The sequence below is a fragment of the Acinetobacter sp. B51(2017) genome, assembly GCF_003711395.1.
GTDB lineage: Bacteria > Pseudomonadota > Gammaproteobacteria > Pseudomonadales > Moraxellaceae > Acinetobacter.
The window spans coordinates 83999-100451 of the sequence record NZ_PJRJ01000006.1; the positions used below are offsets into that span (position 1 = coordinate 83999).

The 16453-nt window shown below is 41.9% G+C and carries 15 protein-coding genes; 7 read left to right on the forward strand and 8 right to left on the reverse strand.

What is annotated here, in order from left to right:
• Position 1 precedes the first annotated feature (1 nt).
• From CYK47_RS04625 to pilG, 3 genes are read right to left on the reverse strand one after another with little or no spacing between them, the layout of a single operon-like run.
• Complete coding sequence (locus CYK47_RS04625; protein ID WP_122899365.1) at positions 2 to 529, reverse strand: chemotaxis protein CheW; 528 nt, start codon at positions 527 to 529, stop codon at positions 2 to 4.
• A gap of 3 nt (positions 530 to 532) precedes the next feature.
• Positions 533 to 901 carry a response regulator gene (locus CYK47_RS04630; protein ID WP_122899367.1) on the reverse strand — a complete coding sequence of 123 codons (369 nt, stop codon included), beginning with the start codon at positions 899 to 901 and terminating at the stop codon, positions 533 to 535.
• A 33-nt stretch (positions 902 to 934) separates the two neighbouring features.
• Positions 935 to 1324, reverse strand: coding sequence for a twitching motility response regulator PilG (gene pilG / locus CYK47_RS04635; RefSeq protein WP_122899426.1), 390 nt, complete (start codon positions 1322 to 1324; stop codon positions 935 to 937).
• Positions 1325 to 1662: 338 nt separating this feature from the next.
• On the opposite strand from pilG, the gene CYK47_RS04640 reads away from it, so the two are divergent.
• The 7 genes from CYK47_RS04640 to CYK47_RS04670 all read left to right on the forward strand — a co-directional run bounded on the left by CYK47_RS04640 (position 1663) and on the right by CYK47_RS04670 (position 11935).
• On the forward strand, positions 1663 to 2226 hold the full coding sequence (locus CYK47_RS04640) for a hypothetical protein (protein WP_228722452.1): 564 nt from the start codon (positions 1663 to 1665) through the stop codon (positions 2224 to 2226).
• Positions 2227 to 2256: 30 nt separating this feature from the next.
• Positions 2257 to 3354 (forward strand): efflux RND transporter periplasmic adaptor subunit, encoded by a 1098-nt coding sequence (locus CYK47_RS04645; RefSeq protein WP_122899369.1) that lies wholly within the window; start codon positions 2257 to 2259, stop codon positions 3352 to 3354.
• 14 nt (positions 3355 to 3368) lie between these two features.
• On the forward strand, positions 3369 to 6473 hold the full coding sequence (locus CYK47_RS04650) for an efflux RND transporter permease subunit (protein WP_122899371.1): 3105 nt from the start codon (positions 3369 to 3371) through the stop codon (positions 6471 to 6473).
• Between the two features lie 88 nt (positions 6474 to 6561).
• Positions 6562 to 8277 (forward strand): proline--tRNA ligase, encoded by a 1716-nt coding sequence (locus CYK47_RS04655; RefSeq protein WP_122899373.1) that lies wholly within the window; start codon positions 6562 to 6564, stop codon positions 8275 to 8277.
• A 186-nt stretch (positions 8278 to 8463) separates the two neighbouring features.
• Positions 8464 to 9468: a TAXI family TRAP transporter solute-binding subunit gene (locus CYK47_RS04660; RefSeq protein WP_122899376.1), complete on the forward strand. Its 1005-nt coding sequence runs from the start codon at positions 8464 to 8466 to the stop codon at positions 9466 to 9468.
• Positions 9468 to 9941 (forward strand): DUF1850 domain-containing protein, encoded by a 474-nt coding sequence (locus CYK47_RS04665; RefSeq protein WP_122899378.1) that lies wholly within the window; start codon positions 9468 to 9470, stop codon positions 9939 to 9941. Before CYK47_RS04660 ends, CYK47_RS04665 begins: the two co-directional genes overlap by 1 nt.
• Entirely contained in the window at positions 9932 to 11935 is a 2004-nt protein-coding gene (locus CYK47_RS04670) for a TRAP transporter permease (RefSeq protein ID WP_122899380.1), read from the forward strand. The genes CYK47_RS04665 and CYK47_RS04670 overlap by 10 nt, the downstream gene beginning before the upstream one ends.
• A 50-nt stretch (positions 11936 to 11985) precedes the next feature.
• Here the strand turns inward: CYK47_RS04670 and CYK47_RS04675 are convergent, their stop codons facing one another.
• The 5 genes from CYK47_RS04675 to CYK47_RS04695 form a co-directional block, all read right to left on the reverse strand.
• Positions 11986 to 12438: a hypothetical protein gene (locus tag CYK47_RS04675; RefSeq protein WP_122899382.1), complete on the reverse strand. Its 453-nt coding sequence runs from the start codon at positions 12436 to 12438 to the stop codon at positions 11986 to 11988.
• Positions 12439 to 12603: 165 nt separating this feature from the next.
• Positions 12604 to 13881 (reverse strand): iron-sulfur cluster carrier protein ApbC, encoded by a 1278-nt coding sequence (gene apbC, locus CYK47_RS04680; RefSeq protein WP_122899384.1) that lies wholly within the window; start codon positions 13879 to 13881, stop codon positions 12604 to 12606.
• A 140-nt stretch (positions 13882 to 14021) separates the two neighbouring features.
• Positions 14022 to 14234, reverse strand: coding sequence for a hypothetical protein (locus tag CYK47_RS04685; protein WP_122899386.1), 213 nt, complete (start codon positions 14232 to 14234; stop codon positions 14022 to 14024).
• A 346-nt stretch (positions 14235 to 14580) separates the two neighbouring features.
• The gene (locus CYK47_RS04690) at positions 14581 to 15375 is read right to left on the reverse strand and encodes a GAT domain-containing protein (protein ID WP_122899388.1); all 795 of its coding nucleotides are present in this window, start codon (positions 15373 to 15375) and stop codon (positions 14581 to 14583) included.
• Between the two features lie 132 nt (positions 15376 to 15507).
• Complete coding sequence (locus tag CYK47_RS04695; RefSeq protein ID WP_122899389.1) at positions 15508 to 16236, reverse strand: hypothetical protein; 729 nt, start codon at positions 16234 to 16236, stop codon at positions 15508 to 15510.
• Positions 16237 to 16453: the final 217 nt, after the last annotated feature.

Here is a 16453-nt window from a genome sequence, read left to right on the forward strand (position 1 = left end):
ATTATAAAATAGAGGCATTCATGTATTTTGGATGTTGCAGGAGTTGACTAAACAAAAACACCTGCCACTTTTGGTTATGTTGCTGGAAATAACCGCGGCAATAAGGATGTAAAATGTCTTCTACAGCGTCTTGATTAGAAAAGAAGCTCTTCTTATTGAAATGTTGAATCCCCAATACCTGATCTACAATCAATCCAACATAATGATCGTCATGCTGAATACACAATACTTTTTGTGCACGCGAGCTTTGACTTCTGTGCCCAGCCACATAATGGGTCAAGTCTGCAACAGATAGCAGTCGACCACGAATATTGGCCACACCGCGTACCCAAGCTTGTGTATTGGGTACAGGTGTACATTTGGGTGGATAAATCACCTCAGAGACTTCCCCCAAAGGGGCAACAAAATATTGCCCCATGATCTCAAAGGCGATTCCTGACCATCGGTTTACTTCATTGTCTTGGTTGACGTAGTGTTTATTGCCACGTTTTGCCAAACGAAGTAATTCGATAAATCCATTGGCAGCCATAACTTATTCCACAGTGAGATGTTGCTTAATCACATCAATCAATTGCTGCTCATCAACAGGTTTAGTTAAATAATCACGCGCACCTTGGCGTTTTCCCCAGACGCGGTCGGTGGCTTGATCTTTAGTGCTGACAATGACAATTGGAATATGTTTTGTGCTGGCATTACGGGCAATTTGGCGCGTAGCCTGAAAACCATTTACCCCAGGCATTACCACATCCATGAGCACCATATCTGGTAACTCAGCTTGTGCCATGGTAACCCCATCAGCGCCATTTGACGCCTCCAGCACCTCAAAACCGTGTTTGGTTAAAATTTCACGAAACCGAAATGTTTCAGTTGGTGAATCATCCACGATTAGGATACGTGCCATAGCTTTCCCCAATAAAAAATAAAATTAAAATAATTATGCTTTTGCTGTTACATGCGTGCGAATCGCACCTAATAATTCATCTTTGCTAAATGGTTTAGTTAAATATTGATCCGAACCGACTACGCGGCCTTTGGCTTGGTCAAATAAACCGTCTTTGCTCGACAACATAATCACGGGTGTATTTTGATATTGCTGTGAGTTTTTAATCAAAGCACAAGTCTGGTAGCCATCTAAACGCGGCATCATAATATCCACAAACACGATGTCTGGATTTGCTTCGGCAATTTTAGATAAAGCTTCAAAACCATCTACAGCAGTCACTACATCGCAACCTTCGCGCTGTAATAATGTTTCTGCGGTACGGCGAATCGTCTTTGAATCATCAATGACCATTACTTTTAAATTTTGAAATTTTGCGTCCATTTCATGACCCCTGCCCATTTTTAGACTGCATATAATATGCTTTTATAGAAATTATCTGCATTTTTAACACAGATTTACCAGTATTTTCAACGAAGTGAATTTGAAAGAGCTTGCATTTGCGATGCTTTATGACAACCTTATCACAGGCATAGTGCAACAATATTTTTTTTTTAGGTTTGCTATGCTTTTTTAAACAGCAGTGCATGTTAATATAGTTTAATTATTTACTTAAAAATGAGTAATTTAGTCAACTTTATTTAGGTAAGACTAGGATGACAAAATTAACCCAACCACAGCTTTTTTCAAGCCATCATTATAAAATAAAATGGCTTATTTTTGTGGCACTTAGCGCTTTTAGCCTACCCATTTTGGCTGACACCGTCAAGCCAGCATGGTACCGTTATTATGATCATAAAGGGGTGGCCAACCTCAGTACGACGGTAAGTCCCAACCATATTCGCTATGGTTATGAGGCACTTGACCGCAACATGCAGGTTATTCAGCGTAATAAGCCCTTTAATCCTGATAAAGCATCCTCCCATGTCAGCAAAAGTAGTAGCAATAAGCAAAAAGAAGCCGATCAACGCTTAAAGAAAGCCTATGGTTCGAGTCGTTTAGCAACACAAAAACGCCAAGAAAGCCTGATGCATATTGATAAGCTGATTCAACAGCAACAACAACAATTGCAGCAACTGCAAAAAGATCGTGTGATGTTTAAAAAACAAGAGCTGCAGTACACTAAAAAGGGTTTAGCTGTACCACACACTTTACAGAACACCTTAAAGTACAACCAACAATATATTCAAAACGGACATAAGCAATTGCAGTCCTTACACATGCAATATCAAAAATCGCAAAGCGAATACGATAGAATCATCACGCGTTTAAAAACGCTGGAATAATTTTAGTTTTGGCCTCTCTAGGAATGATGCATGCGACCTCAGCAATTTACTACACGATCTTTGGTGTTATGTCTAAGTTTGGCTTTAAGCCTCAGTGGTTGTGGTCAAGAGCAAGTTGCTAAGCCTGAGCCTAGCGCGACTCAAGTTGAACTGATTGAAGCCGACTTAGTAGATTTTAAATATGGCGAAGCAGTCCAGAAAACCCATTTTAGTGGCACGCTGCGCGCGCTTAAGCAAAGCAGCGTACAAGCGCAAGTGACGGCAACCGCCACACAAGTGCAGGCCAATGTCGGGCAACAAGTCAGACAAGGTCAAGTATTAGTGGTGCTCAATAATCAAGACAATGCCGCACGCCTTGCTCAAGCACAGGCCAATTTAGCCGCCACACAAGCCCAAGCCAATCAAGCTCAATTGATGATGCAACGTAAAAAGCGCCTGCTCGATCAAGGTTTTATTGCAAAAGTCGAATATGAACAAAGTGTGGTCGATTATCAAGCCCAACAAGAAAATGTCGCGGCTCAACGCGCTCAGGTGAATATTGCACAAAAAGCCAATCAAGATGGGGTGATTAAAAGCCCTATGTCTGGGGTGATTACCAAACGCCAAGTCGAACCTGGGCAAACTGTGGCTGCGGGGCAAACCTTATTTGAAATGATTGATCCAGATCGTTTAGAACTACACGCGCAAGTGCCTGTGGAGCAACAAGCAGCCTTAACGGTGGGCAATGCGCTGGAATATCGTGTACAAGGTCATCCAAGTGTATTTACTGCCAAAATTAGTCGTGTTGCGCCGCTTGCAGATCTAAGCAGTCGTCAAATTGAATTTTTTGCGCTGCCCGAACAACACATGCCAAGTCTCAGTATTGGTGCATTTATCGAAGGCGACATTATTGCCAGTCAAGGTGTAGCAGGTCAGCTCATTCCACTTGATGTGATTCGAAATATGGATAGCCAGCCTTATGTATGGGTTGTTCGCAATCAAAAACTTAATAAAGTTGCACTGACGCTATTAAATAGCCAACCTAGTCTCAATCAGGCAGTGGTGCTGGGTTTGAGCAATAATGACCGTATTAGCCGTATCAACTTTAGCGACAAGCACCTCAATCAAGCCGTTAGCATCACCCAGTAACAGGATTTCCTCGCATGTGGTTTACCCGAATTAGTGTTCAATATCCTGTTTTTACCATGATGATGATGTTTTGCTTAATGGTATTGGGTGTTGCATCGTGGCAACGGATGGGCGTTGAAGAATTCCCTGACGTCGATTTCCCATTTGTGGTGGTGTACACCAATTATGCTGGTGCCTCACCTGAAGCAGTAGAATCCGACATCACTAAAAAAATTGAAGATCAAATTAATACCATCTCAGGGGTAAAAAAAATCGTTTCGCAATCCAGCGAAGGTTTATCTACGGTGATGGTAGAGTTTAATTTAGATACTTCTTCTACCACGGCGGCACAAGATGTACGCGATAAAATTGCCGTGGTCAGCGCTGATTTTCGTGATGAAATTTCCGATCCTATTGTTGAGCGTTATGACCCCACTGCTAACGCGGTGATGTCGATTGTGTTTGAATCAGAAACCCTCGCCTTACGGGATTTAAGCTCGTATTTAGAGCAGCGTATTGTGCCGCAGTTACGTACCGTGGCGGGTGTCGGTTCGGTCAATTTATTGGGCGATGCACAGCGGCAAATTCGCATTGCGGTGGAACCTAGCAAAATGCAAGCCTTGGGGGTGGGAATTGATCAAGTCATCAATACCTTAAAGTCAGAAAATATTGATTTACCCGGCGGTAGCCTCAAAAACCCCAACACTGAGCTCGTGGTCGAGATTCAGTCTAAAGTGCTGTATCCGCAAGGCTTTGGTGATTTAATTGTCGCCAATAAAAATGGCGCAACGATTTATTTAAAACAAGTCGCCACAGTCACCGATAGCCAAGCTGAAACTGACTCAGGTGCGTTTTTAAATGGTCAAGCTGCGGTCGCAGTGGATATTTTACGTAGCTCAGATTCTAATATTATTGAAGTCGTAGATAACACCTATAAAGTCTTAGATAAAATTCAAAGCCAATTGCCTGAAGGTACCACTGCCAAAGTGGTGGTCGATTCATCTAACAGTATTCGTGGCAGCATTGATAACGTGGTGCGTACCATTATCGAAGGTGCGATTTTAGCGGTTCTGATTGTCTTATTATTCTTAGGTTCATTCCGCTCTACCATTATTACAGGTCTTACCCTACCGATTGCGCTACTCGGGACACTGACTTTTATTTGGGCCTTTGGTTTTAGCATTAATATGATGACGCTCTTGGCGCTGTCTTTAAGTATTGGTCTACTCATTGATGATGCGATTGTGGTACGGGAAAACATTGTCCGTCATGCTGATATGGGCAAAGATCATGTCACGGCGGCTCTTGATGGCACCAAAGAGATTGGTTTGGCAGTGCTTGCCACCACCTTAACGATTGTGGCGGTATTTTTACCGGTTGCCTTTATGGGTGGCATTATTGGACGCTTCTTCTACCAGTTTGGGGTGACCGTCAGCATTGCGGTATTAATCTCGATGTTTGTCAGTTTTACCCTCGATCCGATGCTGTCAGCGCATTGGGCGGAAAAACCGAAAACCAATCAAAAGCCTAATCTCATTCAACGCGGCTTAGATTGGATCTCTACACGCTTAGATCATTTAAGCGTGATTTATGAAAAGTTACTTAAACTCGCATTACGTTTTCGCTTAATCACGGTCGGCATTGCCGTCGCCTCATTGTTTGGTGCGTTGGCACTGTCTAAAATGATTGGTACCGAATTTGTACCCGTACCCGATAAAGGTGAAATTCGCATTAAATTTGAAACACCTGTAGATGCTGCGATTGAATATTCTGAAGCCAAGCTCAAACAAGTCGATGCTATTATTCGCGAGCATCCGCAAGTCATTAGCACCTATGGCGTGATTAATAGCGTGACTGATCGCGGCAAAAACCATGTCAGTTTACGGGTAAAAGTCACACCACGGCAGGAGCGTCACCAAAGCCTGACTCAACTCAATAATGAATTCCGGCAGCGTTTACAATCTGTCGCTGGGATTACCGTGACTTCGGTGGCTTCTGCCGATGAAACCGTCTCTGGTGGTCAAAAACCGGTGATGATTTCCATTCAAGGCCCTGAATTAGATGAACTGCAAAAAATCTCCGATCGCTTTATGGCAGAGATTGGCCAAGTGCAAGGTATCGTGGATTTAGAAAGCTCACTGAAAGAACCCAAACCGACTTTAAGCATTCAAATTAATCGAGTACTTGCCAGCGATTTAGGTTTATCGGTGAGTCAAATTGGCAATGCCCTGCGTCCGTTACTCGCTGGTGATGATGTCACCACTTGGGAAGATGCCAAAGGCGAAACCTATGACGTCAATGTGCGCTTAGCGGATAGCCAGCGCGTCTTGCCAAATGATCTAGAAAAGCTATATATCGGTTCACAAAAACTAGATGCCAATGGTCAGCCGATTTTAATTCCGCTCTCCACTGTAGCCACGATGCAACAAGATTTAGGTGCTTCACAAATTAACCGACGTTATTTATCGCGTGAAGTGTTGGTTGAAGCCAATACCTCAGGTCGTCCTGCCGGTGACATTGGTCGAGATATTCAAACCATTCAGGATAACTTTGAATTGCCACCGGGTTATAGCTTTATGACCCAAGGCTCAAATGCCGACATGGCCGAATCAGCAGGTTATGCCATTACCGCGATTACCCTCTCGATTGTGTTTATCTATATTGTCTTGGGTTCGCAGTTTAATAGCTTTATTCATCCTGCGGCGATTATGGCATCATTACCGTTGTCGCTAATTGGGGTGTTCTTGGCGTTATTCTTATTCAATTCCACTATGAACTTATTCTCGATTATCGGGATTATTATGTTGATGGGTTTGGTCACCAAAAACGCCATTTTGCTGATCGACTTTATTAAAAAAGCCATGGATCGCGGCGTGGATCGTTATGCTGCAATTGTGGAAGCTGGCAAAACCCGTTTACGTCCGATCTTAATGACCACGAGTGCGATGGTCATGGGGATGGTGCCCTTAGCATTGGGCTTAGGTGAAGGCGGTGAACAAAGCGCCCCGATGGCCCATGCAGTGATTGGCGGGGTGATTACATCGACTTTACTCACCCTTGTAGTCGTGCCGGTGATCTTTACTTATTTAGATGATTTTAAGAATTTGATGCAACGTATCAGCAAAAAAATTCTCTCTTGACACAAAAGCGCCGACATTCAGCATGCCGGCGCAGTTTTTATTGTATAATTTCGCCCTTAATTACTCATCTTTGCTTAGGACAGTTTCCATGCGCGCGAGTCGCTTTTTATTTGCAACGTTAAGAGAAACCCCAAATGATGCGGAAGTGATCTCGCATCAGTTGATGCTACGTGCCGGTATGATCCGTAAACTGGCATCTGGTTTATATAGCTGGTTACCAATGGGTGTTCGCGTCTTAAATAAAGTGGAAGCGATTGTCCGTGAAGAAATGGACCGTGCCGGTTCACTACAAGTGCTGATGCCTGTCACTCAGCCTGCTTCTTTATGGGAAGAATCAGGTCGTTATGTGCAATATGGTCCAGAATTACTACGCTTTAAAGACCGTCATAACAACGATTTCGTGCTTGGCCCAACCCACGAAGAAGTGATCACTGATCTTGCGCGTAACGAATTAAAAAGCTACAAGCAACTTCCGGCTAACTTCTACCAAGTGCAAACCAAATTCCGTGACGAAATCCGTCCACGTTTTGGTGTCATGCGTTCACGTGAATTCGTGATGAAAGATGCCTATTCTTTCCATGCCAATCAAGAGTCGCTACAAGAAACTTACGACATTATGTATGACGCATATTGCCGTATCTTTACTCGTTTAGGCTTAAACTTCCGTCCTGTACAAGCCGATACAGGTTCTATCGGTGGTTCAGGTTCACACGAATTCCACGTCTTAGCATCAAGCGGTGAAGACGATATCGCATTCTCAACTGAATCTGATTATGCAGCGAACGTAGAAATGGCAGAAGCGGTATTGGTTGGCGAACGTGCTGCCCCTACGCAAGAACTTCAAGTGGTCGATACACCAAACCAAAAAACCATTGCCGATGTATCAGCATTCTTAGGTACAGATGCAGCGCAATCTGTAAAAGCATTGCGTGTTCAAGGTGTAGCGGAAGAAGGTAAAACTGCACCTGTTGTCGCGTTATTCTTACGTGGCGACCACGAACTAAATGAAATTAAAGCGGAAAAACACCCGCAAATTGCTGCGCCTTTAACATTTGCAACTGAAGCGCAAATTGCTGAGCTTGGCTTAACGGCTGGTTTCGTGGGCCCACAAGGTCTGGTTGAAAAAGGCGTGACTGTGATTGTTGACCGCGCAGCGTCAGTATTGTCTGACTTTGTTGCAGGTGCAAATATTGCTGACAAACATGCTACTGGCGTGAACTGGGAACGTGATGCTAAGTTTACTGAAGTTTACGACTTACGTAACGTTGTAGAAGGCGATCCATCTCCAGATGGTAAAGGTACACTAAAAATCAAACGTGGTATTGAAGTCGGTCATATCTTCCAATTGGGTCAAAAATACTCAGAAGCTTTAGGCTGTAAAGTATTGGGTGAAGATGGTAAACCATTTGTCGTGACGATGGGTTGCTACGGTATTGGTGTAACGCGTGTCGTTGCCTCTGCCATTGAGCAAAACTACGACGAAAAAGGCATTATTTGGCCGACCGCGATTGCACCGTTTGAAGTTGCCATTGTGCCAATGAACGCACATAAATCACCACGCGCTTTAGCTGCGGCTGAAGAGTTGTATGCAGAATTAACTGCTGCAGGTTACGATGTGATTTTAGATGACCGTAACGAACGTCCAGGGGTGAAATTCTCTGATTTTGAGTTAACCGGTATTCCACACCGTATTGTGATTGGTGAAAAAGGTTTGGACGCAGGCACATTTGAATACAAAGGTCGCCGTGATGCTGAATCTGTCAACTTAAGCAAAGCAGAATTATTAGCAAAAATTGCCAAATAATTTTATTTGTTTCATTTAGAAAAAATCCCGCGCCATGCGGGATTTTTTTCAATCGAGACCGAAAAAAAATTGCTAAAACGCAAAGCTTAGGCTAGAACTATAACAATACCGAATAAAAAACAATCATTTTGGTTATTTAATTATTAGAGCAAAAAATATACAACTATTCATTATCAGGAGAATTTTATGAAAGCTTGGCAAACATTGGCTTTGATTACCGCTGTTGCAGCGTTAAGCGCCTGTTCTAACTCAAATGATGCAAAAAATCAAAATAACCCAGCACAAGCAAGTAGCTCGGCACAACCTAGCGATAAATTAGAAACACGTTTTGTTAGTATTGCTACTGGTGGTGCATCTGGCCCCTATAACGTCATTGGTACGAGTTTGGCAGAGATTTATAACAAAACATATGGTGTAAACTCAAAAACCCAAACCACAGGTGCTTCTGTTGAAAACTTAAATCTACTCAAGCAAAATAAAGTCGAAATGGCGTTTGTCATGAGTGACAGTTTAACTGAAGCATTAAATGGCACAGGCAGCTTTAAAGGCAAAATTGATAACGTACAGCAAATTGCTGCCTTGTACCCAAACTATGTACAAATCGTTACCTCTAAACGTTCAGGTATTCAGAAAATCGAAGACCTAAAAGGTAAACGTATTGCCGTAGGTGCGCAAAACTCTGGGGTGGAAGTTAATGCGCGTACTTTACTCAAAGGCTTTGGCATTGATTATAAAGACCTTAAAGTCGACTACTTAGGCTATGCAGAAGCTGCTGATGCCTTAAAAGGTGGCAAACTCGATGCAGCTTTTTTAACCAGTGGTATTTCCAACTCCTCTTTAATGGAATTACAACAAAGCTTTGATTTACAACTGGTGAGTATTGATCCTGCCAAAGTCAAAGAAATTGCCCAAAATCAATCTTATTTCTTGTCTTTAAATATTCCTAAAGGCACTTATGGAAATGCTGTGGATATCCCTACAGCAGCGATTATGAATGCCTTAGTATTACGTGCTGATATCTCACAAGCAGATGGCTATCAACTGACCAAAACCTTCTTTGAAAGTTTGCCACAACTGGTCAACTCACATCAGGCTGCCAAAGACATTAGCTTGCAACATGCACAGCAAGGTTTAGTTGCCCCACTGCATCCAGGTGCTAAACAATATTATGATGAGCTTGCCAGCAAATAATGGCGCGTATGATCAGTGCAGCTTTAGCTGCACTTTTGCTGTTGAGTGTTTATCTGCTTTGGCCCAACACTTATGTTGCGCTGCAAAGCCAAGATCAACAGCTACAATGTGTGATCAGCACGCCACAGCTAAGTTTAATTTGGCGCCATTCGGTAGAAAAAACCCTGTGGCAAGAAAACTATCAAGTGAGGCAACAACAGCTTTACTTAGACAGTACCATCATTCAAGGTTTTGGTGCAGGCATACCTAGCGATTTGCCCATTCAACAGCAAGATCAACACAGTATTCACTTACAGGTGCAGCGCTTCCTACCAGAACTGAATTGGGTAGTATCGCGGCACATGCAAGGGCAAATCCAAGTGGCTGATCAAATTTGGCCGATTGCCGAACAGGTTTCTGACTATCAAATCATTCATATCCGCCCGCGCCGTTTTATGCGTTGGCAAGCTTGGCAGCAAGGAGAATGTCTATGAGCCAAGATAAAATCTATACCGAACAACTTAATGAACAACAACAACAAGCTTTATTAGAAAAATTTGATCGTGAATCTGTAACTCGCAGCCCAAGCAATCGCTCTGTCGCATGGTTGATTGGTGCATTGGCGATCAGCTATTCCTTATTTCATTTATTGATTACCTATCATCCCTTACCCGAGCTGATTCAGCGTTCTGCCCATGTCGCGATTGGTTTAGGCTTAATTTTTTTACTCTATCCTGCACGTCAGACCAGCAGTCGGCAAAAAGTTCATTTGCTTGACTGGCTGCTCATGTTGCTGTCTTTTGCCAGTTTTGCTTATTTATTTATAGAATATCAAGACATTATGACCACTCGTGGTGGTATTCCCAACAGCCTTGATATTGTTTTTGCCATTTTAACCGTGGTACTGGTGATTGAAGCGGCACGGCGTGTCATGGGCTGGATGTTACCTATTTTAGGGTTAATTTTCTTAGCCTATCCTTTTATGAGTCATTTCAATTGGATGCCTGAGCGGCTGCTCACCCGTCCTTATACGGTAAGTGATATTTTTGGGCAAATGTACTTAAAAACCGAAGGTCTATACTCCTCTGCGATTGGTGCTTCAGTGACCTTTATTTTCTTGTTTATTTTATTTGGGGCATTTTTAGCAAAATCAGGCATGGGCAAACTGTTTAATGATTTAGCCATGGCACTTGCGGGTCATAAACAAGGTGGTCCTGCCAAAGTTGCGGTGATTTCTAGTGGCTTTATGGGCAGTATTAACGGTACTGCTGTGGCCAATGTGGTAGGTACGGGCTCTTTTACTATTCCACTGATGAAAAAAATTGGCTATCACAAAAACTTTGCTGGTGCAGTCGAAGCCAGTGCCTCTGTCGGTGGGCAAATTTTACCGCCTGTCATGGGGGCGAGTGCCTTTATTATGGCTGAAACCACAGGGGTCAGTTATGGCACCATTGCTTTAGCGGCATTATTGCCTGCGCTACTTTATTATTTAGGTGTGATTGCACAAGTGCATTTTCGTGCTGGTCGTGACAATTTAAAAGGCGTGCCCAAAGCCGACCTACCCCGCGTCAAAGACGTCTTAAAAGCACGTGGGCATTTACTCATTCCTATCATCGCATTGGTGTTTTTCTTATTCCAATCTATACCTGTCAGCTATGCAGCGGTTTATACCATTGTCTTAACTATAGTCGTGGCGAATTTACGTAAGTCTACGCGTATGGGCTTTAAAGATATTTTAGATGCTCTCGCCGATGGTGCTAAACAGTCCTTATCAGTCATGGCGGCCTGCGCCGTGGTCGGGATTATTATTGGTGTGGTGAGTTTAACCAGTTTAGGTTCAGTAATGACCTCATCTATTATGAGTATTGGTGCAGGTAGCTTATTTCTCACCTTATTCTTTACCATGATTGCATCTATGATTTTAGGCATGGGTTTACCTTCAATTCCGGCTTATATCATTACTGCCACTATGGCTGCCCCTGCTTTGGCCAACTTTGATATTCCCGTATTAGTGGCACATATGTTTGTGTTTTATTTTGGTTTATTTGCCAACATTACCCCTCCTGTAGCATTGGCGGCTTTTGCAGGTGCAGGCATTGCAGGGGGTGATCCAATGCGCACAGGTTTTCAAGCCTTAAAACTGTCTTTAGCTGGTTTTATTGTGCCGTTTTTATTTGTGTATAACCCTGCAATGCTGATGATTGACACTACAGATATTGCCGTTAATGCACGCGAATTTGCCTTACCCGCATGGACCACTATTATCAGTATTGGCTTTACTTCTGTAGTGGGCATTATTGCTTTAGGGGCTGCTGTCGAAGGCTATTTTAAAGTCGCTCTCAATTGGTTTTGGCGTATTTTTTTAGGCATTGGCGCATTAATGATGATTGTGCCTGAAACCATCACCGATGTAATTGGCATGATTATGGTTGCCATTGCAATTGTGATGAATTATTTACAAGCGAAAAAGCAGTACCAAACTGCTTAAATAACAAAAAAAAGCCCAACCGAAGTTGGGCTATAACGCTGAAGCGTAAATTACTGACCAAGTACTGCAGTTTTTAGGCTTTTTGCAGTTTGTACTTGTGTAGATACTTTGTTGGCTTCTTTGCTCATTTTGGCATTTTTAGCTGCAACAGTTTTTTGTGCTTTCGCTGCTTTTTCTGCGGCTTTGGCTTTTTCTGTAGCCACTTTATCTTGCTGTTTTTTCACTTTAGCATCTGCTTTTGCTTTGGCTTTAGCCGCTTTTTCTGCAGCTTTGGCTTTAGCTTTTTGCTCTTTTTCGCTTAATACCACTTTGCTGGCATTTACTTTTTGTGTTGCTTGCGATTTTTGCGCTGCTAATTTTTGCGCAGCTTCTGCTTCAGCTGCCGCTTTTTTCTGTGCTGCAAATTGCTGTAAAGTCACTGGCTGAGTTTCAGCTGCCATAACAGGTGCTGCCATAACAGCAGAAGCTAAACCAAGAACAATGGCTTGCGTTAAAGTTTTCATATGTGTCCCCCAAAAAAATCTAAGCCTATTAAGCGCCGCAATTAAGAATTACATATGGAAACAATGTAACCAAATTGTAACATTAACTTAAAATTGCTATAAATTTCAGCAATTAAACATAAAAAAACCCAAAGCTTGCGCTTTGGGTCTGTTTGTTATCTGGTATTAAAAAATACGATTTTGATCTTTTTCAGCTTTTGGTAATGCTTGAACGATTTTTTCAGCAATCGCGATATAACTTGCTGCTGCAGCATCTTCTGCCAATACGGATGGTTTACCGGCATCGGCATTTTCACGAATTTGCGCATTTAAAGGCAGGCGACCCAATAGCGGAATTTGGTATTGTTCCGCCAATTGATCACCACCGCCTGTACCAAAGATTTCTTCTTCATGACCGCAATTTGAGCATACATGCGTCGACATATTTTCTACCACGCCCATAATTGGAATATGAACACGGTTAAACAATTCAATACCTTTGGTGGCATCTAACAGCGCTACGTTTTGCGGTGTGGTTACAATCACGGCGCCCGTCACTGGAATACGCTGTGCCAATGTCAGTTGAATATCACCTGTACCCGGTGGCATATCAATCATTAACACATCTAAATCTGGCCATAAGGTTTGGTTAAACAACTGCATTAAGGCACCGGTGGCTTTTGGCCCACGCCAAGCCACTGGGGTATTGTGATCACCAGTTAAATGACCAATAGATAAAACCGCTAAGCCATAAGCATCTAATGGTACAAAGTTTTCAGCTTCAATCATTGGCGTGCGACCAGCATTACCCAACATCGTTGGAATACTTGGGCCATAAATGTCAGCATCTAACACACCCACTTTTAAGCCAAGCTTTTGTAGCGCTAAAGCAAGGTTAACCGTAGTGGTAGATTTACCAACACCACCTTTACCTGAAGAGACTAAAATCACATTTTGAATACGTGGATGTTTCGGTACATCACGTTGCTGTGGCGCTGCTTTTTGAATAGGTGCTTCTGCTTGCTTAGGCTGATAATTGGCATTGGCTTGTTGCACCGCATCCATACTTGCAGAGGCATCCACCACAGGCGGTAAATTATTTTTTGCAGGTTCAGCTGTTTTAGTTGAGCAACTTTCACCGGCAGCATGGTTATGCCCACAACCACCTTGTTTTTTATGCCCAGTTTTTTGCTGAATCACATGCATATTCAGCTCTTTAATGCCGCATTTTTCCAATGCATCTGCTAATTCATCATGAATCTGCTGCAAATCATCTGCTTCGCTTGGGAAAGTATTAATAGTGATTTGCAGAATTTGCCCTTGCACATTAATTTGTGTAATACGATCTTTGAGTGCATCTTTGGAGTTGGGCAATAGATAACTTTGTAGCACCTGTTGGATTTCTTCTTCCTTCACCTCCTGTGCGGGCGAAAAAACTGATTTAAGCGAAGAAAGCCACGACATATATTTACTCCAAAACTGCATTTTTCGATCGAATCGCTTAGTTTAGCGGTTATTTAAGTTAAGGTTAAGCCGCTTTAATTTAATTACCAAGTTTTCACGCAGCAAAAACTAAAAAGATTGCCAAATGGCAATCTTTTTGCTTAACCATGATGTTGATTTTCATCATCGCTATCAGGTTTTTTGTCATGTTTTAAATCATGTAGCCTATGTTCGGCCTTCAGCTTAGCATCTTGGGCTTTGTGTTTTAAATCATCGGCCAGTTGCTCACCTTTAACTAACGCCTCTTTGGCTTTGAGTTTCAGTTCATCGGCAAGTTCATGGGCTTTATGTTTGAGATCGTCAATTTTACTCATGCGCTACACCTTGTAGTTTGGGCTTTAAATTAGTTATAGCGCTTTTTACTGAATGAATTGTTAAAAGCTGCAATTTGCAACATGTCGACTACATAAAGCAGCATGTTGTTTTTTGTGTGGAGGTTATTGATCTGAATAGCCAGCTTCATCATCAAAATTTAACTCGTATGCATCTTATTTGTCTAAACCCGAACCCAACATCGCAATGGCAAGATATAAGTACCAGATGTGCGTTATTAATTTTGCAAAGCGCTATAACTTGCTTTATATCGTTACCAGTATGTCAGCCTTAAACCTCTTGTGTGCCATAAAAAAATCAGCACTTCAAATGAAGTGCTGATCGCTATTAGCGGATGCCGCGCATAAAATTCGTCACGGCAAATAACCATAAGAATAGAATAAAGCTGCGCGCTTGGGTAAAGTGCGCCACATCTGTGCCATGTAAAATATTATGACGCGTCATGGTTACATTGGAGCTACTATCCATTTTATAGGCAGCAATTTCAGCAAAATACGCATTCATTTCGGTGGCAATTTTAGCTTTATGCCACAAACTTTTAATTTCGTTGCCTTTTAAACCGGGCACAATTTTATACACATCTAAAAACTTGGTGTCTTTTTGCGCTAAAAAGCCTTGTGCTAATAATACATCGGTCAGTAAACCTTCAAGCTGTGCATACAGCAGCGGCACACAACCTGCATAAAAACCAAGTTTATACATTTCTAAGGCTTGTTCAATCACGCTACGACGCGCACTACTGTTGGCATTTTGGCTTAAGTCATCAAAGGCTTTAAACAGCTCAGTTTTAAAGAATGTATCGTTAATTACATCCAATAAATTAAAGCTATTTACATCTTCTGCTTGATTAATCAGTTGCCAAAAATGCAACAGATTTAAAGCATCATTGGCAATTTTGGCATCTTCCGCTTGATTTAGCTCATCTGCTAAGACTTGGAAATAGGCATCTTGCTCAGCCAACTTGCTTAAATGCTGCTGTAAAAACTGATGTTCTTTGTTCGACATAGTCGCAAAGTAATCTTGGGCATCTGCCAAAATCTGCTTACCTGCAAGCAACTGTGCGCTATTGTTAGCGGCAATTTTGGTGACAGGGCCGTCAAAATCAAAATCGTCATCTATCATGACTTAAAAGCTCAATTTACTTATCTTGTGGCTATTATTACTTTAGTTTTAAGCTAGAAGTAGTATTAATTTTTCTATTAAATGATTTAAGTCTACTCTGAATACAGAATAGACTTAATTTTTTCTAAAAACCTAATCTAAACAACATTCTTTTACTGCTTCAATTGTACTAGAAATTAAATCACATGCAGCCATTACACGTACTGCAGCTAATGCAACAAATGCCGCACCACCACTTGCAACCCACGCTGTAATCATAGCTGTAATACTTACAACCATTAAAGACCACTCCCACCAAGTTGCACCTTCTTTAATAGCATCAAGTACAGCCCCAAAAACACCTACTTCCATCAAAATGGTAAATGCTTTGAACAAAGCTGATGCTTTATCAAAAGCGCCTTCTGCATCCTTAAACTCAATGAGAGCATCTAATAACTCATCCACATCACCTGATTTTTCCAGGCAATCCCAAATTTTCTGCGCAATCTTTGCATTAAAGCTGACCTTACAGCCTAAAAGTGAGCAAACAAATGCCACAATATTAAAACTTACTTGAATTAGTGCAAATTGACAGCCACCGATTAAATCCTTAACAGGGCTACCTATTAACGGCGCAGATGTAGTGCAAACAAAGTTTGAATTAATCAAACTTTTTGAAAGATAAGTTTGCTCATTTTCTTCATTAATCTGAATCGGTGCGATATTTTCAATAGATTTTTTCTTTAAGATTTCTTGAATTAATTTTTCTCTTTCTTGCTCAAAACGCTCTGCTTGGTCTGGAAATAAGACCTTCATTTGGTCAATTGCAGCATGTAAATCATCTTTTTGAAAGATGTCTTGTGGTGTAACTAATGTGGTCATGGCGTTTCCCCTAGAAATAAAAGCCTGTTATATCTAGTTTTAATTCATACTCATACAATCTCGCGCAAGCAGTGTTTATATTTAGATCAATTTCAAAATCACTGGCTTATTTTTCAAGCAGTCCTCCTTAAAATAATTCCCTCAATCTATTGTGCAAGCGATTAGGAACTCAGGTAAAATCGAGCCTATTGCATATGAATACGAATGAGAGAGTTAA